Genomic DNA, 17,692 nt, shown 5'->3' on the forward strand with positions numbered 1-17,692 from the left:
AGTTGGGGCCATCGAGCCTACTCTCCGCGGGGGTGCGTCATGTCCATCGGGATGACCCACTCGTCGAACTGCTCGTCGGTCAGGTAGCCCAGCTCAAGGGCGGCCTCGCGCAGAGAGGTGCCGTCGGCGTGGGCCTTCTTCGCGATCTTGGCGGCCTTGTCGTAGCCGATGTGCGGGTTGAGGGCCGTGACCTGCATCAGGTTCTTGCTGAGGTTCTCCTCGATGCGGGCGGTGTTGGGCTCGATGCCGACGGCGCAGTTGTCGTTGAACGCGGTGCAGGAGTCACCGATCAGGCGGATGCTCTCAAGGACCGCGTGCGCCATGACCGGCTTGTAGACGTTGAGCTGGAAGTTGCCCTGGCTGCCGGCGAAGCCGACCGTGGCGTCGTTCCCGAAGACGCGGGTGGCCACCATGGTGAGCGCCTCGCACTGCGTCGGGTTCACCTTGCCCGGCATGATCGAGCTACCGGGCTCGTTCTCGGGGATGGTGATCTCGCCGATGCCGTTGCGGGGCCCGGAGGCCAGCCAGCGGACGTCGTTGGCAATCTTCATCAGGGCCATGGCCAGCACGCGCAGGGATCCGGAGACGGCCACGAGGGCGTCGTGCGCGGAGAGCGCGGCGAAGGTGTTGTCGGCCTGCCGGAAGGTGAACCCGGTCTCCTCGGAGATGAACTCCGCGGTCTTGGCCCCGAAGCGCGCGTGCGCGTTGAGGCCGGTCCCGACGGCGGTGCCGCCGATGGCGAGGTCGGCGAGCCCCTGCTCGGAATGGCGGACCTGGTCAAGCGCGAAGTCGATCTGCGCAACCCAGCCGGAGATCTCCTGTCCGAGGGTGATCGGGGTGGCGTCCTGCAGGTGCGTGCGGCCAACCTTGACGATCCCGGAGAACTCCTCCGCCTTCTGCGCCAGCGTGTCCTGAAGGCGCGAAACCTGGTCGTACAGCAGCTCGTGCAGGTCCAGCACGATCGCGATGTGCATGGCGGTGGGGAAGGTGTCGTTGCTGGACTGGCCCCGGTTGACGTGGTCGTTGGGGTGGATGGGGGACTTGCTGCCCATCTCGCCGCCCAGGATCTCGATGGCCCGGTTCGAGATGACTTCGTTGGAGTTCATGTTGGACTGCGTGCCACTGCCGGTCTGGAACACCACCAGCGGGAAGTGGTCGTCGAGGTCACCGCGGATCACCTCGTCGGCAGCCTGGATCAGGGCGTCGAGCTGCGCCGGCTCAAGGGCGAGTTCGCCCAGCTCCGCGTTTGCGCGGGCGGCGGACTTCTTCAGGATTCCCAGCGCACGGACCATCGAGCGGCCCCACACGAACGTGTCCCTGCCGATCGGGAAGTTGCCGATGCTGCGCTGCGTCTGAGCGCCCCAGTATCTGTCGGAGGCAACCTCGACGGCGCCCATGCTGTCTGTTTCGGAGCGGATCTCAACCATGCCCCCGATCCTAGGACAGGGGTCGCTCCGGCGGGGTCGCGGGTTCGGTGAACTCCACCCTGCAACCGTTCGGCTCGGCGAAGGGCAGCAGCGTGAGTCCCTCGGAGGCGCCGACGCGGCGCAGGACGCCGTCGATCATGCCGTGGTGCACCTCGCACATGAAGGTCGGGTCACTGTGCTCCCCGGTCAGCAGCGGGCAGGAGCGCAGCACGAGTGCCTCGCCCTCGTCGGTGCTCAGCCGGCCAGGGTCGAACCCGAGCATGTCCAGGACCTCGACGACGGCGTCCACGGAGTCCTCGGGGGGTAGCCCCGCCAGGGCTGCGGTCTGGGTCTCGCCCCAGAGCCGGCCGATCTCGCGCGCCTGCTCCTTTCCGTGGCCCGTCCGAACGAGGTAGGAAGCGAAGGCGCCCGTGAGGCTGGCATTGGTGGCCTCCGCAGGGTCGAGGAAGCGGCGCCCCTCTTCGGTCAGGCTGTGTCCGCGCGGACGCCTGCCCGGACCGGCTCCCGGGACGTCGGAGATGGTGATGTAACCGTCGTGCTCCAGGCCGGCGAGGTGCACACGGGAGGCGTTGGGATGACCTCCGAGGTGCTCGGCCAATTGGTTGATGGTGACGTGCTCGCCCCCGAGGTCGCGGATGGCATGGAGCACCCGGAGCCGGGGGTTGGAGAGGGTCCGTGGCTGCTGCGACCTGTGCATAAGGCCCACCCTACACTTTTCTACAATTTGGTTGTAGTAATGTCCTGTCCGTGACCGAACTGAGAATCACCGAAAAGTCCTCCTCCTGCGGCTGCGGCGGCCATGACGAGGCGCTGCCCGAACTTGACGCCCGCGTCATCCCGCACGCCATCCGCCACGCCGCGATCCATGGCGTCGTGGACTCCCTCGCCCCCGGGGCTGCCTTCGTCCTCGTGGCGCCGCACGACCCCAAGCCCCTGCTCGCGCAGATCGCGCAGCGTCATGGCGAGGGCATCGCGGTGAGCTACGTCGCGCAAGGCCCCCAGGCGTGGAAGCTGAAGCTGGAACGGGCCTGACCACCACTCTTCCCGCCGGCACCACGACGATTTCCCCCGATCGTGGCCGGGCCACCCGCGCTTGGCGCACGGCCCTCGTGGTGCTCGGCGGGTTGTCTCTTCTCGCTGGACTCAATGCCGCCCTCGTGCGCCTGGGTGTCTGGGCGCCGGTGGCGTCTGAGCGCGTCGGCGACCTTCACGGCCCCGTCATGGTGCTCGGCTTCATGGGCACCCTCATCTCGCTGGAGCGGGCGCAGGCGTTGCGCAACTCGCTCGCCTACCTGGCTCCGGCCCTGCTGGGGCTCGGTTCCATCCTGCTCGTCGCCGGCGCCCCGCAGTACCTGGGCAAGCTCCTGCTCCTCGACGGCACCCTCGCCTTCGTGGGCGTCGCCGTCGCGCTGTGGGTTCGGGCGCCGCTGGGAATGGTCGCGGCCCAGGCGCTCGGGACCTTGATGGCGGCGCTCGCCGCCGGGCTCTGGCTCGTCGTCGACGTGGCGTCCCTGATCCCCCTGCTGGCCAGTTTCCTGGTGATCACCATCGCCTCCGAACGGGCTGAGCTCGCCCAACTCACGATGGGCCGGCGGGCGGTGCCGACGCTGCTGCTCTCGGCCTGCCTGCTGGCGCTCACCGCGAGCGTCGCCGTCGTCGCCCCGGACCCGGGCGCCCGGGCCTTCGGAGCGGTCTGCCTGGCAACGGCGCTGTGGCTGTTCCGCGACGACGTCGGCCGCCGGATGATCCGTGGCAAGGGGCTGAGGCGCTTCAACGCCGCTTCGCTGCTGGCCGGCAACTTCTGGCTCGCGGTGGCCGGTATCGTGTGGGTCGTCGTCGGCCAACCGGCCGGCCGCGGTGCCTACGACATCACCATCCACGGGGTGTTCCTCGGGTTCGGGATGTCCATGATCATCGCCCACGCCCCGATCATCTTCCCGGCCGTCCTGGGCCGCCCCCTGCCGTACCGGCCGGTGATGTGGGTTCCGCTCAGCGTGCTGCACGCCGGGATGGTGGTCCGCGCGCTGGGCGACCTCACCGGCATCGAGTTGCTGTTCAAGACTGGAGGCATAGTGACCGTCACCTCGGTCCTGCTGTTCGCTGCAACGGTCGTGTACTCGGTGGTGCGGGGATGAGGCGTGGCATGCGCGTCATGCGCGACCTCCCCGTCGTCGTGTGGCTGGTGGCGGCTGCCGTCGTCGCCGTGATCCACCGGTGGGTGCCCGAGGCCACCTGGCTGATGATCCACCTCGTGGCACTGGGCGCGATGACGCACGCGGTCATGGTCTGGAGCGCCCACTTCACTGCGGCGCTGCTCAAGACCCGTCCCGACGACGGCGCCGCCACCCGCTCCTCGGTGCGGCTCGGGCTGCTGGGGGTCTCGGCGCTCCTGGTCCTGGTTGGCGTCCCCACGACGGTGTGGTGGCTGGTGCTCCTCGGGGCCGTCGGGGTTTCCGCAGCGGTGGTGTGGCACGGGGTCGAGCTCGTGCGTGACCTGCGACGCGCCCTGCCCGGCCGCTTCCGGATCTGCATCCGCTACTACGTCGCCGCCGCGCTCTGCCTGCCCGTGGGCGCAGGCTTCGGAGCGGCGCTGGCTTTGGGTCTCGACGACGATTGGCACGCGCGCCTGCTCGTCGCCCACACCATGACCAACCTGCTGGGCTGGTTCGGCCTCACCGTCGTGGGCACCCTGGTCACCTTCTGGCCGACGGTCCTGCGAACGCGCATGGATGATCGGGCCGAGCGGCTGGCCAAGCAGGCCCTGCCGATCTTCCTCGCCGCCATCGGCGTCGTCGTGCTGGGTTCGTTGACCGGGCTGCGGCTGGTCTCGGTGTTGGGGCTGCTGGTCTACGTCGGCGCCCTGGTCTTCTGGGGACGTTGCCTGGTCGGGCCGCTGCGCCGCAAGCTCCCGCGTGAGTTCGCGCCCGCCTCCATCGGACTCGCGTGCGTGTGGGCGTGCGTGGCCATCGTCGCCACCGCCCTTCACGTGCTGCGCACCGACGACGCAGGACTCGCCGAGGGCTACCCCCTGGTGGCGTCCATCTGGGTGGTCGGCTTCCTGTTGCAGCTCGTCACCGGTGCGCTCAGCTACCTCATTCCGTCGGTGATCGGCGGCGGCCCCAGGGTGGTCCGCAAGGCTGCCGCATCCTTCGACCGGTTCGCGGCCGCCCGCGTCGTGGTCATCAACGTCGGGCTCGTGCTGTGGCTGTTCCCGCTCGCCTCCTGGATCCGGGTCACGCTATCGGTCCTGGTGCTGGCCGCGCTCGTGGCGTTCCTGCCGCTGATGTTCGGCGGCATCCTGGCGTCGGCCCGCGAGAAGCGCCGCGCCGAGGCCGGCGAGCCCGCCGACGACGCCGAGCGGCCCAGCGCCTTCACCGGCACCGGGTTCGTCGCGGGGGTGGCGGCGCTGGTGCTGGCCATCACGCTGGGGATCGGCGCTGACCCCGGGGCCGTGGGGCTGGGCCAGGCGGCAGCGGTCTCCTCCGACGACGTCGCCGCCACTGGGCAGACGGTGCGGGTGCGGGTCGAGGCCAGGGACATGGCCTTCGAACCGAACTCCGTCACGGTCAACGCCGGTGACCACGTCATCATAGAACTGGTCAACACCGATCCCACGAACCTGCACGACCTCGCAGTCGGTGACAAGCGCACCGAGCGCCTCCGCGAGGGCGAGACCGCCGAACTCGACCTGGGTGTCGTCGGGGGCAGCCTCGAGGGCTGGTGCACCGTCGTCGGCCACCGACAGATGGGCATGACCTTCAGCGTCATCGTCGACGGCGACGCCGCGGCCCCCGCCAAGCCGGGCTCGGAGCCGACGGCGGGAGTCGACTACTCCCAGGTGAATCCCGACGCCGAGCTCGCCCACATCGTCGACCCGACGCTCGCCCCGCTCACCGACGAGACGGTCCACCGCCTGACGTTCACCGTCACGGAGGCGCCGCTCGAAGTGGCCCCCGGCATCTGGCAGACCCGCTGGACCTACAACGGCCAGGGCGTTGGCCCCACGTTGCACGGGCGGGTGGGTGACGTGTTCGAGATCACCCTCGTCAACGAGGGCTCCATGGGGCACTCCATCGACTTCCATGCCAGCAACCTCGCGCCGGACGGGCCCATGCGCACCATCGCGCCCGGCGAGTCGCTGGTGTACCGGTTCACGGCCGAACGGTCGGGTGTGTGGATGTACCACTGCTCGACGATGCCGATGAGTTCCCACATCGCCGCGGGCATGCACGGCGCGGTGATCATCGAGCCCGAGGAGGGCCTGCCCGAGGTGGACCGCGAGTACGTCGTCGTCCAGTCCGAGGTGTACCTGGACTCCGTGGCGACGTCGGCCGACGCGGCCACCGAGGTGGACTCGGATGCCGTCGCGGCCGAGGACATCTCCAAGGTGGTCTTCAACGGCGTCGCCAACCAGTACGACCAGGCCCCGTTCACGGCGACGGTGGGGGAGCGGGTCCGCTTCTGGGTCCTCGACGTCGGCCCCAACCGGGCGTCGTCGTTCCACATCGTCGGCGGGCAGTTCGACACCGTGTACAAGGAGGGCGCCTACCTCCTGCGCGACGGCGTGGACGCCTTCGGCAACACCGGCGGCGGTGCCCAGGCGCTCGACCTCCAGGCCGCGCAGGGTGGTTTTGTGGAGCTCACCTTCCCGGAGGCAGGGCACTACCCAGTGGTCAGCCACACCATGATCGACGCCGAACGCGGCGCCCACGGGATCGTCGAGGTCACCGGGTGACTGGGACCGCTTCGGCGTGAGGTGTGCGGGCACGGACTTGTAGCCACAGGTGGATCGCGTAGGCCACGGCGATCGCCATGATGGCGCTCGCCGCCAGGATCTCGCGGCCCATGTTGTCGGCTGTCACACTGCCGCTGATGTTGAGGAGGGTGTGGAAGATCGCGCCGGCCATGATGCTGCCGGTCAGCTCGAACAGCAGGCACAGTGCGACGCCGATCCCGATGCCCAGCACCACCTGGATGAGTTGCTCGATGCCGGTGTAGCCGTTGAGCAGGTTCACGATGTGCCCGAGGCCGAACGTGGTGCCCGCGATCAGCGCCGCGCGGGCAACGCCACCCTTGGCGCGGATGGCCTTGTACAGGAAGCCACGGAAGACGAGTTCCTCAAGGAATCCGACGCCGACCATCAGGCCGACGACAAGGATGACGTCGAGGGCGTCGCGGTCGGTCGCCAGTCCCAAGGTGTAGAGCAGGACCGACATGAGCAGCAGCGGCAGGAACCAGAGGGCGGGTCTGAGGTCGGTCTTCTCGACCCCGGTGACGCCGTAGTCCCGCAGCCAACCGTTGCGGGTGAGGTAGATGATCGAGGCCGCCGTCAGGAGCAGCATGAACGGGGCGGTGAGCAGGTTGGGCCTGCCGAGTTGGGCGGAGCCGGCGTCCCCGATTGCGGAGGTGCCGATGTAGATCACGATCCAGACCATGGCGTGCCAGATGGGCGACGCGTTGTGGAGCCGCTTCATGGGGTTCTTCTCCCTGCGACGCGAGTGGGGCGTCGGGCCCGGTGGACAACGTCGTCGCAGCATGAATATAAGCCTGCGCTGTTGGCCCTCGACGGCCGGGGTCGGATACGCGGTGACTGGCGCCCCGTAAGATCGAGGTCGACAGCCGACGAAGGGATTCAACGTGTCCGAAGCAGGTCTCGCAGCAGCACGGGAGAAGATGCAGGCCGCCGGTGTGGCCAAGCCCGCCATCGAGGTCTTCTCCCACTACTACAAGCTCCTGGAGTCCGGTGAGACCGGCCTGATCCGTGAGGACACCATCGAGCCGTTGCTGGACCCGCCCATGCTGGGCGACGTCGAGATCTCCGACGATGCGGCCCGCGAGGCGCTGGGGCAGACGGTCATCGTCAAGCTCAACGGGGGCCTCGGGACCTCGATGGGGCTCGACCGGGCGAAGACGCTGCTGGAGGTGCGCGACGGCCTGAACTTCCTTGACCTGATCGTGGCGCAGGTCCGCTCCGCCAGGGAAACCTACGACGCCCGCCTGCCGTTGCTGTTCATGACCTCGTTCCGCACCGACGACGACACCTTGGGTCACCTCGCCAAGTATGAGGACCTCGGGGTCGAGGGGCTGCCCCTGACCTTCGTGCAGAACCAGGAGCCCAAGCTCCGCGCCGACGACCTCACACCAGTTACCTGGGAGCCCGACCCCACCCTTGAGTGGTGCCCTCCCGGCCACGGCGATCTCTACACGGCGCTGGAGGGCTCCGGCGTCCTGGACCAGCTCATCGAGGCAGGGTTCCGCTACGCCTGCGTCTCCAACGGGGACAACCTGGGCGCCGCCCCGGACGCGAGGATCGCCGCCTGGTTCGCCGCTTCCGGCGCGCCGTACGCGGCTGAGGTGTGCCGTCGCACCGTCAACGACAGGAAGGGCGGGCACCTGGCGGTTCGGAAGTCCGACGGGCAACTCATCCTGCGCGACACCGCGCAGACCGCGCCGGAGGAGATGGACTTCTTCACCGACGAGCACCGGCACCCGTTCTTCCACACCAACAACCTGTGGTTCGACCTCCGCCGGCTGCGCGACACCCTCCTCGAGCGCGAATCGGTGCTCGGGCTGCCCATGATCCGCAACGACAAGACCGTCGACCCGGGCGATTCAAGCTCCACCCCGGTGATCCAGATCGAGTCCGCCATGGGTGCTGCGATCGAGGTGTTCGAGGGCGCGACGGCGATCTGCGTCGGTCGCGACCGGTTCCAGCCCGTCAAGACCACGAACGAACTGCTGCTGCTGCGCTCCGACGTCTACGACCTCGGCGACGACGGCCGGCTGACAGCCACCACCGAATCAACACCCGCGATCGACCTGGATTCCAAGTTCTACAAGCTCGTTGACAAGTTCTCCGAGCGCATCCCGCACCCGCTCTCGCTGCGCGAGGCGTCGTCTTTGAAGGTGCGCGGGGACTGGACCTTCGGTCGCGACGTCCGGGTGGTTGGCTCGGCCGAACTCACCGATGAGGGCGAGCCTCGCACCGTCGAGGATGGCGCGACGCTAGGTGAGTGAGAGCGTCGAGTTGGGCCGGGCGCTGACGGGGGAGGAACTCCCCCTGGAGGGCGACGACGTGGCCCAGTTGGTGGCGCAACTGGCCGCCTTGGGCTGGGACCGCGCCCGGTTGGCCGACGCCAGGCGACGTCGCATGGAGACCCACCAGCCCTGGCCGTTCCCCGTGCAGGTGGAGGTGGTCCGTGAGCTGGGCTTCGCGCGGTTCCAGTCGAGGCTGGTGGCGCTGCGCGAAGCGCTTGGCCTCACCGGGAGGGTGGACGTGGGCACCCCGGCCAGGAGGGACCCCGACCGGGACGAACAGCGGCTGCTGGCTGATCGGCCGCCCCACTGGGGTTAGCGCAGGTCGCGTTCCCGAAGCAGGTCCCTGATCTCCACGAGCAGTTCCTCGGAGGTGGGGGTGGCGTCGGCCTCCGAGTCGCCCTTCTTGTCGAAGCGCTCACGCAGCCGGTTGTAGGGCAGGACAATCCCGAAGTAGACGATGGTCGCCATGATGAGGAAGGCCACCAGGGCGGTGAGGAACACCCCGACGTTAACGCCCCCGACGGCGGTGTTGCTGAAATCCGGCACCCCTCCGAGCAGGCCGATGAGGTCGATGATGACCTGGGTGAAGGCCGTCACCACGGCCGCGAAGGCCGATGCCATGATGAAGGCGACGGCCAGTTCGATGAGGTTCCCTCGCAGGAGGAATTCCTTGAAGCCTTTCATGTGGCGCTCTCTTTCGGTAAGGCCCGGACCTGAGGTGCCCGGGCCTGAGCGATACTAGCCAGTGCCTCCGGTCCGGTCCTGCAGCCGTGTCACCCGGTTCCCAGGATGACGGTGAGTTCACCCCTCTGTCCCAGGGCTGAGACGGTGGGTGCCACGGCGCTCGGCACGTCCACGAGGATGAGCGGGGCGCGCCCCGCCCCGGGGGACAAGGGCTGCGACTCCGCCTCCGCGGGAAGCGCCGCCACCCGCGCGTCCCCGGTCACCACCTCGAACCCTTCCCCGGCATAGACGAGGCTCACCGGGTTCCCAGGGATGAGCAGGTGAGTGAGCTGCTCGTCGGGGATCGCGATGGGGACCAGGGCTCGGCCCTCTTCCAGTTGCGTAGTGGTGGCCAGCATTCCTGCCTGCACCACGGAGTTGGCTGCGATGCGCACACCCACCGTGCTGCCGACGACGTCGTCGAGCTCCATGGGTGTTCCCTCCGGGACGGCGTCCGGCGGAAGCTTCACGATGCGCACATCGGCCGACTCGACGACATGCCCGGAGCTGAGCGCACGGGAGGTGACCACCGTCTCCCGCCCTTCGGGCGGCGTCGGCATGAGTTGGGAGGCAAGCAGCAGGACGCTCAGCCCGGCCAGCGCCGCCGCGATGGCGCGGCGGTGCCAGGCGACGAACTGCTTGAAGACGCGTGGGATGTCCATGCCCACACTTTGGTTGCGGGTTCGCTCGGCGCGCCTTTGTCCACAGGCGCCGGACGGGTCAGGCGCTGGCGGCCGCCGCGGCGGGAGCGGGGGTGCTCGTCGCTGAACTCTTGCTCGCGGACGAGTCGACGCTCGAACTGCCGGACTTCTCCGACGACGATGCCCCGGCCGGCGTGGCGGCGGTCTTGGACTTGCGCGAGTCGGTTGCGTAGAAGCCGGAGCCCTTGAAGACCACACCCACCGCGTTGAACACCTTGCGGAGCTCACCGTCGCACGACGGGCAGTCCGTCAGCGAGGGGTCGGTGAACTTCTGGAAGACCTCGAGGTCCTCGGCGCAAGAGGTGCAACGGTACTGGTAGGTGGGCATGGGGCGTCTCTTTCACAAAGCGTTGGGGACAACGGCAATGATAAGCGGCCGGGCCGGATCGCCCAAAGAGAGCCCCTCCGCTGTACGCGAACGCCTGCACCGCGGACATGAAGATACTTCTCCACAGCCCCACGACTCGCCGCTGGAGTGCACCCCGGGCTTGGCAGGATGCTCCCGGACCAAGTTCCCGAGATCCCAGGGGCAATCATGCGAAGTGCTTTCAGGACAGCGTTCGTTGCTGTGGCCTTGCTGCTGGCGGGGTGCACCCAGGACCCGCCACAGCCACCGACGTCAGCACCTTCACCGACTCCCACGGTGGCGAGCGCGCCCCCGACACCAAGTCCCAGTCCCACGCCGAGTCCGACCCCCTCGCCGAGCCCAACCCCTTCGCCGACGGCGTTCCAGTCGTTCCCAGCGCCCCCACCAACGGCCACCGAGGAGCATCTGGCGATTCGGCAAGGGTTGATCGAGTACTACCGGGTATTCGAGAAGTTCGCTGCGGATCCATCACTCACTGATTTCACTGAGACGCAACTGGTGACCACCGGCGAGATGTCTAACCTCATTCTGGATGAACTCCAAGTACTCCGTGAGAACGGGCACCTCACGGAAGGTGAACGCTCTTTCCATGACCTGAGGGTAGGAGAACCAAGGACTGTTGGGGATGTCACCACGGCGGAGGTGGTTTACTGCAACGACCGTTCCGCGGTCCGTGTCCTGGACGCCGTCAGCCGAGCCGACACAGGCCATCGTCCATATCCGTTCATTAACGCATCTGCGACGCTGGAGAAAGGTCTAGACGACGTCTGGCGGATGTCGATGTTGCGGACGGACGTGGTGGAATCGTGCTGAGACGAGTTGGGTGGGCCCAGTTCTTTGCCTTGTTGATGATCATGCTGGTTGGCGCTAGCCCATTGTCCCGAGCGGACGCCGGCTGTCGAACCGTCAGCGAATCGTATGCCAGCTGTGCTGGCTTAGAGAACTTGCCTGCGACCGAAGGCAGCGGTGCTGAGGTAGGTGTCCCACAAGGATCTGGCGGAGCCACCGCCGTTGATCGCGCATGTCGTTTCGTGGGGGGCGCTATCCCATGTTCAACCGCTCTCGGCACCTGGAGCGACTCCGCGCAGGGTTGGTGTCGGCCGACCGCGACGCAGCCGCCCCTCACCGACGCGGTCTGGCGGGGTCGGACCGATGGGGTGATCCACGTCTGCACGCGTCCGGGTGGGTCGGGTGTGCCGGATCCCGAGATGGCGTTCCACCGCTGGCTACCCACGGCGGAACCGGCCACCCCTGATCCGCTCTCGATAGCGCAGCGACTTCTGGCCGAACTGGACCTGGAGGCCATCGAACTCGGTGTCTACCCGCACACCACGGACCACATGCCCGGCTCGATGAGCGTGGTCGGCTGGAACATGTGGCTCTGGGCCGACGCCCCCTCCGAATCCACTTGGGGTCCGGTGACCACGTCGGACACCGTGTCCGGGCACACCGTCACGTTGACCGCGGAGGTCGCCGAGGTGGTCTGGGACATGGGCAACGGTGACACGGTCACCTGCGGACTGGGCACCAAGTGGAACCCGGCCTATATCCGCAGCGAGCCATCCCCCGACTGCGGCTATGTCTACTCAAAGGACGGCGACTACCAGGTCACCGCCACCACCAACTGGACCGTCGCCTGGCAAGGGATCGGGGAGTCCGGGACCATCCCGCTGCAACTCAGCAGGACCGAACACCTCCAGGTGGCAGAGGTTCAGGTGGTCGTCACCTCCGGCGGCTGACGTTGAGACCGGTCAACTGCCCAACGGACTGAACCCGAGTTCGGTGACCACCGCCTGCACTGCGACGTCGTGCGGTTCCGTGGGGATGTCCAGGCCTACCTCCGCAGCCCGGGCCAGCGCCCAGACCGCAGCGCCGGTCTGCCGCCGCGGCAGCGCCCTGTCGTACCAGCCCCCACCGGTGCCGAGGCGCGCACCGTCGGGGCCGACGGCCAGGCAGGGCACCAGCACGACGTCGGCCATCCACAGTGCCTCGGCGCCCAGGCGGGGGCTCGTCGGCTCAGGTATCCCGCCCCATCCCTCCCGGAGGTCCTTCGCGCCGGTGTACCAGGCCCAGTCCGGCTCGCGCCGCAGCACCGGCAGCAGCACGCGCCGCCCCTGTTCGGCGAGGGCGGTCAGCAGGGACGCGGTCCCCGGCTCGCCTGCGCGCGAGGCGTAGGTGGCGACGACGCCCGCATCGTCGGGCAAGGCCTTCAGTACCGCCGCGGTCCGAGCGTCGTCGTCGGCCGCCCACTGCTCGCGCGACAAGGCCGAACGTGCAATCAGCACACGCGCTCGCAGCGAGTCCTTCGAGCGCTCGGGGGGCATTGAACTATCGTATGGCCCATGGCTCTGTTCGGTCGCAAGAAGCCCGCCCCCGTCGAGGAAGAGGTCGTCGAGGAGGCGCCCAGCCTCCCTCCGGCGCCCCCGCTGAACGAGACCGGGCTCCGCACCGTGGCGGACCACACCGATTACCTGCTGAGTCTGGTGGAGCCGCTGCGACCCTTCGGGATGTCGCTCGTCGATGCCTGGGACCAGGTCATGTGCGAGGACATCAACTCCATGATCAACGTCCCGCCCAACAGCACTGCCAAGGTGGAGGGCTTCGCCGTCCGCGCCTCAGACCTCCGGCAGGAGGACGGCTCCGTCACCGACTCCCTGCGCATCGTCGATGCCGACGAGCGGCTGGCTCCGGGAGAAGCGGCGCGGGTGATGCCCGGTGCGGTGCTCCCGAGGGGGACGACGGCTGTTCTCCCGTCGACCTTCGGGCAGGTGCTCGGCGCGGAACTCAAGATCATCGAGCCCGTCGACGAGGGCGCCTACCTGCGGGCTGCGGGGGAGCACCTCGCCGTCGGGACCCGGCTGCTCAGTGAGGGTGAACGCCTCAACGACAGGGCGATCGGCATGCTCGCCAGCGCGGGCATCGACAAGGTTCTGGTGCGCCCCCGCCCACGGGTGGTCGTGGTCAGCTCCGGCCATGAACTCGTTGAGCCCGGCGACAAGGTGCATCACGGCGAGAACACCGACTCCAACTCCTTCATGATCGCGGCGGCGGCGCGGGCCGCGGGTGCCACGGTGTTTCGCGTCGCACTCCACACCAGCGACCCGGAGCAGTTGAAGATGTCCATCACGGACCAGCTGATCAGGGCCGACCTGCTGATCTCGACCACCGGCGGACACCGCGAGGACTACGAGGCAGTCGCCCGCGCCATGGGCGAACTCGGCCTGGTGGACTCCGTTGAGGTCGCCATGTCTCCGGGACGGACCCAGACCTTCGGGCTGATCGGCGACGAGCGGGTCCCCATGGTCATGCTGCCCGGCAACCCCGTCAGCGCCTACGTCTCCTTCCAGACGTTCGTCTGGCCGCTCATCCGGCGCCTGATGGGAGGCAACGAGAAGCGGCGCGCAGTCCGTGCGATCGCCTCCTCGACGCTGCGCTCCAACAAGGGACAGTTGCACCTCCTGCGCGGTGAGCTGTTCTCGGAGGCCAGCATCCGCACCGTCGAACGGGTCAGCGACCCGCATGCGATGGCGGAACTGTCCCGGAGCAACGCCCTGATCGTGCTGGACGAGCAGACCGACCTGGTGAAGGCCGGCGAGCAGGTCATGTGCTGGCCACTCGACGAATCCTGAGCACCAAGACTTTGGGGCCCAACCGCGAGTTGGTCAGCTGAAACACACCTTTGTTGTTTACGGTGGGCTTGTGCTCGCCGGAATCGTCATCAGTGTCCTCGTAATCGCAGGCCTGGCGTTCGGGCTGCCCTGGCTGGCCGCCCAGCGCGATGCCCCCGACGTGCTGGAGGGGGACCCGACCGAACGCTTCTCCGATTCCATGCGCATCCTCCGACGAGACATCGCCGACTACCTGGAAGACGCCGGCGCCGCCGAAGTCTCGACGCCCCTGACGCGCAAGGCCGAACTCACCGAACTGCGGCTGCTGGCCTCCAGCGGGGCCACCCGTCGCCGTCGAGCGCTGCTACTGCTGGTGGTGTCGTTGCTCGCCGTCGGTGTCACCACGATCCTCGGATACCTCCCATGGTGGTCGGTCCTGGTGCCGGTGGGAGGGCTCCTGGTCTTCGTCGGGGTGGCACGGTTCGAGGTCGCTGCCATGCGACGGCGATTCGACGCGCGCGCGCAGGCCGTGGCGGAGGGCTGGGGCGACGAGGAGGAGACCACCAGGATCGAACTCGAGGAGCCCGAGGACACCTCCCGCGAGTTCCGCGTCGACCTCTCCGCACCCCAGGCGACCGGCGCGCTGTGGGACCCGATCCCGGTCACCGCGCCCACCTACGTGTCCAAGCCGCTGGTGCCGCGGACGGTCCGGACGATCGACCTGTCCGCGCCCGTGGTGGTCAAGCAGCCGCTGGTTCCGACGGCAGACCGCCCGGACAGCGACGTCGAAGAGCTGGAACTGGAGGACACCCAGACGTTCCTCCACGAGTTCCGCCCCCGCGCCGTGGGGGAGTAGCAACAGCCGCTTCCTCGGCGGCGGGATCAGTCGAGCGGTTCCTGGAACAGCGTGACTGTCAGCCCGCCCGGCGTCGTCAGGCGTGAGTTGATGGATCGCCATGGCGTCTCACGCGGCGAGGCCACCAGTTCTGCCCCTTCCGCGACGAGTTGGTCCGTGGTGGCTGGGGTGTCGTCGACCTCCAGAGCCACGCGCAGCTTGGGGCTCTGGGCGCCGTCGGTCTCGACCCTGTCGATCAACTCCACCTGCGCCGGATTGGCGAGCTCCAGCGTCGCCCGGCCGGCGTCCAGGATGACGACGCGCGCGTCACCCTCCCCCTCGTAGGCCTCCAGTTCTGGCATTCCGAGCACCTCGCGGAAGAAGCGGAGCGACTCCTCGAAGTCATCCGCGCGGACGACGAGACGAAGTTGGCGGACAGGGTTGCTTGATGAGCCGTTCATGACGCAAGGTTAGGACGCACGTGGGATCAGTTTCCGGTCTTCACAGACCCAGTGGCGCCGCACCCCGGACGCCCGGCTCCTCCTCACCTACAGGACCCGAGAACGATGATGCTCAAGAACGACGAGAACAACGCTCCCGCCGATGACCGGCTCCCGCCGGGCAGCCGTTCGGTGATCGCGATCCTGTTGGCCTCGGCCTTCGTGGTGATCCTCAACGAGACCACGCTGACGGTGGCCCTGAAGTGGATCATGGACGACCTGGGCGTCACAGAGCGTGCCGCCCAGTGGCTCACCACCGCCTTCATGCTGACGATGGCCGTGATCATCCCCGTGACGGGCTGGCTGCTGGAGCGATTCCCCACCAGGCAGGTGTTCATCCTTGCCATGGCACTGTTCTCGGCGGGGACACTGCTGGTCATAGTCTCGCCCACCTTCCCGCTCGTCCTCGCCGGCCGTGTGGTCCAGGCAAGCGGGACGGCGGTGATGATGCCCCTGTTGATGACGACGATCATGAACGTGGTCCCGCAGTCCCGGCGCGGCGCGATGATGGGCAACATCTCCATGGTGATCTCCGTCGCCCCCGCGCTGGGTCCCACGGTCTCGGGGCTGGTCCTGCAGTTCGCCAACTGGCGGGTGATCTTCATGATCGTCCTGCCGCTGGCGGTCCTGCTGGGCGTGTTCGGAGCCCTGCGCATCCGCTCCCTCAACGAACCCCGCGACGTGCCCGTCGATGCCGTCTCCATCGGTCTGGCGATCGTCGGGTTCGGTGGGCTGGTCTACGCCCTCAGCCTGATCGGCGTGGAGGGCGGGAGCGTCGCACAGCTCGCAGGTGTGCTGGTCCTGGGGCTCGCCAGCCTCGTCGCGTTCCTGTGGCGGCAGGTCATCCTTGGCCGCTCGGGGAGGGCACTGCTGAACCTGGACACGTTCCGCCACCCCGGTTTCCGGATCGCGCTCACAGTGGTCGCCATCGCCATGGCCGCGCTCTTCGGGACGTTGATCATGCTTCCGCTGATCCTCCAGAACGCACTGGGGATGCAGCCGCTGACCGTCGGGCTGGTGCTGCTCCCCGGAGGTCTGGTGATGGGAATCCTGGGGCCGACGGTGGGCAAGCTCTACGACAGGGTGGGTCCACGCCCACTCGTGATCCCGGCGTGCCTGCTGATCGGCGCGGTCCTGTTCGGGCTGTCCACCATCAGCGTCAGCACGTCGCCGTGGTTCATCGTGGCGTGCCACGTCGCGATGAGCGTGGGGTTCGCCTTCATGTTCACCCCGCTCCTCACGACCGCGCTGGGATCCCTGCCGCCGGCACTGTATCCCCACGGCTCGGCGACCATGGGAACTGTGCAGCAGCTGGCGGGTGCCATCGGTACCGCGGTGTTCGTGACCATCTACGCGACGCAGACCCGCATCGCTGCGGGCAAGGGAATCGAGGAGCGCGTTGCCATGCTCACCGGCTCCCGGCTGGCGTTCCTCGCAGCGGCGGGCGTGTGGGCGCTGGGCTTCATCGGCTCATGGTGGCTCCGACGCCCGAGCGCGGAGGCACACACCACGGTCGAACCCGTGGGTGACAGGGTGTCGAACTAGTCGATTCACGCGGACCCTTGACAGCTGCCCTCGTCGCGCGAATACTTAGGTATATGCCTAAGTATCGCGACGAGCTGGACCAGGTGATGCGCGCCCTGGCCGACCCGACGCGTCGCGCGGTCGTCGAGCGCCTCTCCGCTTCGCCGGCCGCGGTATCGCAACTGGCAGAGCCGTTCCAGATGGCACTGCCCACCCTGATGCAGCACCTCGGCGTCCTCGAGGCTGCGGGCATCATCAAGTCGGAGAAGCTGGGGAGGGTCCGCACGGTCAGTCTTCGGCCCGGGTCCCTCGACGTCCTCCGTCACTGGCTCGACGAGCACCGCACGCCCGCCGAGCGCCAGGCCGATCGCCTGGCAAGCCATCTTCAGCGGTGAGCAAGCAACCCACCCTCAACCACCAGGAGCAAGCGATGTCCCACAGCAAGACACCAAGCGTCATCCATGCCGGATTCACCCTCACCCGCGAGTACCCCGCACCCCTCGGCAAGGTCTGGGAGGCCTTCGCCCAGGAGGAGCAGAAGAAGCAGTGGTTCGGCGCCGACGAGGGCTGGACCAACCGCGAATGGCAGTTCGACTTCCGGGTGGGCGGCCACGACGTCGACGAGGGCACCTTCCACGGCGGCCCGGTCTCCCGATACGAGGCCGACTACACCAGCATCGTCGAGCATGAACGCATCGTCACCACCTACAACATGTGGATCGACGGCTTGCACATCTCGACCTCGGTGGCGTCGTTCGAGTTCGAGGAGATCGACGGCGGCACCCGCCTGACGCACACCGAACACGGCGTCCACCTGGACGGTCTCGACAATCCCTCCGACCGCGAGGCGGGCAGCAGGGGGCTCCTGGACGCGCTGGGTGCAATGCTGGCCGCCCGGGTCGGCGCCGACGCCTGACCGGGCTACGGAACACGAAGGCCCGGGCCCTCAGAGGGGTCCGGGCCTTTGGC

Annotated in this window: 20 protein-coding genes; 12 read left to right on the forward strand and 8 right to left on the reverse strand. The window is 68.2% G+C overall.

The window, feature by feature from the left end; genetic code table 11:
* Positions 1-17: 17 nt before the first annotated feature.
* Entirely contained in the window at positions 18-1,427 is a 1,410-nt protein-coding gene (gene fumC / locus LKO27_RS01165; RefSeq protein WP_227735074.1) for a class II fumarate hydratase, read from the reverse strand.
* A 10-nt stretch (positions 1,428-1,437) separates the two neighbouring features.
* Positions 1,438-2,124: a metalloregulator ArsR/SmtB family transcription factor gene (locus tag LKO27_RS01170; protein ID WP_227735075.1), complete on the reverse strand. Its 687-nt coding sequence runs from the start codon at positions 2,122-2,124 to the stop codon at positions 1,438-1,440.
* Positions 2,125-2,174: 50 nt separating this feature from the next.
* Here LKO27_RS01170 and LKO27_RS01175 point away from each other — a divergent pair, with 50 nt between their 5' ends.
* Genes LKO27_RS01175 through LKO27_RS01185 form a run of 3 tightly spaced genes read left to right on the forward strand, consistent with a single transcriptional unit; the run spans position 2,175 to position 6,162 of the window.
* A complete protein-coding gene (locus tag LKO27_RS01175; protein WP_227735076.1) occupies positions 2,175-2,459 on the forward strand; it encodes a DUF2249 domain-containing protein in 285 nt (94 codons plus the stop codon).
* Positions 2,432-3,562 (forward strand): hypothetical protein, encoded by a 1,131-nt coding sequence (locus tag LKO27_RS01180; protein ID WP_227735077.1) that lies wholly within the window; start codon positions 2,432-2,434, stop codon positions 3,560-3,562. The genes LKO27_RS01175 and LKO27_RS01180 overlap by 28 nt, the downstream gene beginning before the upstream one ends.
* A gap of 8 nt (positions 3,563-3,570) precedes the next feature.
* Positions 3,571-6,162: a multicopper oxidase domain-containing protein gene (locus tag LKO27_RS01185; protein ID WP_227735078.1), complete on the forward strand. Its 2,592-nt coding sequence runs from the start codon at positions 3,571-3,573 to the stop codon at positions 6,160-6,162.
* On the opposite strand, the gene LKO27_RS01190 is transcribed toward LKO27_RS01185, so the two are convergent.
* The gene (locus tag LKO27_RS01190; RefSeq protein WP_227735079.1) at positions 6,152-6,901 is read right to left on the reverse strand and encodes a CPBP family intramembrane glutamic endopeptidase; all 750 of its coding nucleotides are present in this window, start codon (positions 6,899-6,901) and stop codon (positions 6,152-6,154) included. The two genes, LKO27_RS01185 and LKO27_RS01190, sit on opposite strands and share 11 nt — an antisense overlap.
* 163 nt (positions 6,902-7,064) lie before the next feature.
* Here LKO27_RS01190 and LKO27_RS01195 point away from each other — a divergent pair, with 163 nt between their 5' ends.
* Both LKO27_RS01195 and LKO27_RS01200 read left to right on the forward strand, forming a co-directional pair.
* Positions 7,065-8,444 carry a UTP--glucose-1-phosphate uridylyltransferase gene (locus tag LKO27_RS01195; RefSeq protein ID WP_227735080.1) on the forward strand — a complete coding sequence of 460 codons (1,380 nt, stop codon included), beginning with the start codon at positions 7,065-7,067 and terminating at the stop codon, positions 8,442-8,444.
* Complete coding sequence (locus LKO27_RS01200; RefSeq protein WP_227735081.1) at positions 8,437-8,781, forward strand: hypothetical protein; 345 nt, start codon at positions 8,437-8,439, stop codon at positions 8,779-8,781. The genes LKO27_RS01195 and LKO27_RS01200 overlap by 8 nt, the downstream gene beginning before the upstream one ends.
* Here LKO27_RS01200 and mscL read toward each other — a convergent pair.
* The 3 genes from mscL to LKO27_RS01215 form a co-directional block, all read right to left on the reverse strand.
* On the reverse strand, positions 8,778-9,149 hold the full coding sequence (gene mscL / locus LKO27_RS01205) for a large conductance mechanosensitive channel protein MscL (RefSeq protein ID WP_227735082.1): 372 nt from the start codon (positions 9,147-9,149) through the stop codon (positions 8,778-8,780). The genes LKO27_RS01200 and mscL overlap by 4 nt on opposite strands.
* 89 nt (positions 9,150-9,238) lie before the next feature.
* Positions 9,239-9,850, reverse strand: a complete 612-nt coding sequence (locus LKO27_RS01210) for an SAF domain-containing protein (RefSeq protein ID WP_227735083.1) — start codon at positions 9,848-9,850, stop codon at positions 9,239-9,241.
* Positions 9,851-9,908: 58 nt separating this feature from the next.
* Positions 9,909-10,217, reverse strand: a complete 309-nt coding sequence (locus LKO27_RS01215; RefSeq protein ID WP_227735084.1) for an FmdB family zinc ribbon protein — start codon at positions 10,215-10,217, stop codon at positions 9,909-9,911.
* Between the two features lie 462 nt (positions 10,218-10,679).
* Here LKO27_RS01215 and LKO27_RS01220 point away from each other — a divergent pair, with 462 nt between their 5' ends.
* Both LKO27_RS01220 and LKO27_RS01225 read left to right on the forward strand, forming a co-directional pair.
* Positions 10,680-11,069: a hypothetical protein gene (locus LKO27_RS01220; RefSeq protein WP_227735085.1), complete on the forward strand. Its 390-nt coding sequence runs from the start codon at positions 10,680-10,682 to the stop codon at positions 11,067-11,069.
* Between the two features lie 395 nt (positions 11,070-11,464).
* Positions 11,465-11,995, forward strand: a complete 531-nt coding sequence (locus LKO27_RS01225) for a hypothetical protein (RefSeq protein WP_227735086.1) — start codon at positions 11,465-11,467, stop codon at positions 11,993-11,995.
* Between the two features lie 12 nt (positions 11,996-12,007).
* Here LKO27_RS01225 and LKO27_RS01230 read toward each other — a convergent pair whose 3' ends face one another.
* The gene (locus LKO27_RS01230) at positions 12,008-12,580 is read right to left on the reverse strand and encodes a 5-formyltetrahydrofolate cyclo-ligase (protein ID WP_227735087.1); all 573 of its coding nucleotides are present in this window, start codon (positions 12,578-12,580) and stop codon (positions 12,008-12,010) included.
* An 18-nt stretch (positions 12,581-12,598) separates the two neighbouring features.
* On the opposite strand from LKO27_RS01230, the gene glp reads away from it, so the two are divergent.
* Together glp and LKO27_RS01240 are read left to right on the forward strand one after the other, a co-directional pair.
* Positions 12,599-13,885: a gephyrin-like molybdotransferase Glp gene (gene glp, locus LKO27_RS01235; RefSeq protein WP_227735088.1), complete on the forward strand. Its 1,287-nt coding sequence runs from the start codon at positions 12,599-12,601 to the stop codon at positions 13,883-13,885.
* A gap of 70 nt (positions 13,886-13,955) precedes the next feature.
* Complete coding sequence (locus tag LKO27_RS01240; RefSeq protein WP_227735089.1) at positions 13,956-14,720, forward strand: hypothetical protein; 765 nt, start codon at positions 13,956-13,958, stop codon at positions 14,718-14,720.
* Between the two features lie 26 nt (positions 14,721-14,746).
* Here LKO27_RS01240 and LKO27_RS01245 read toward each other — a convergent pair whose 3' ends face one another.
* On the reverse strand, positions 14,747-15,160 hold the full coding sequence (locus LKO27_RS01245) for a VOC family protein (RefSeq protein ID WP_227735090.1): 414 nt from the start codon (positions 15,158-15,160) through the stop codon (positions 14,747-14,749).
* A gap of 105 nt (positions 15,161-15,265) precedes the next feature.
* Between LKO27_RS01245 and LKO27_RS01250 the strand changes: the two genes are divergently transcribed.
* Genes LKO27_RS01250 through LKO27_RS01260 form a run of 3 tightly spaced genes read left to right on the forward strand, consistent with a single transcriptional unit; the run spans position 15,266 to position 17,639 of the window.
* Positions 15,266-16,744, forward strand: coding sequence for an MDR family MFS transporter (locus LKO27_RS01250; RefSeq protein WP_227735091.1), 1,479 nt, complete (start codon positions 15,266-15,268; stop codon positions 16,742-16,744).
* A 53-nt stretch (positions 16,745-16,797) separates the two neighbouring features.
* Entirely contained in the window at positions 16,798-17,118 is a 321-nt protein-coding gene (locus LKO27_RS01255; RefSeq protein WP_227735092.1) for a helix-turn-helix transcriptional regulator, read from the forward strand.
* A gap of 35 nt (positions 17,119-17,153) precedes the next feature.
* Complete coding sequence (locus LKO27_RS01260) at positions 17,154-17,639, forward strand: SRPBCC domain-containing protein (RefSeq protein ID WP_227735093.1); 486 nt, start codon at positions 17,154-17,156, stop codon at positions 17,637-17,639.
* The last annotated feature ends 53 nt before the right edge of the window (positions 17,640-17,692 follow it).

The sequence above is a fragment of the Tessaracoccus sp. OS52 genome (assembly GCF_020687685.1).
Lineage (GTDB): Bacteria > Actinomycetota > Actinomycetes > Propionibacteriales > Propionibacteriaceae > Arachnia.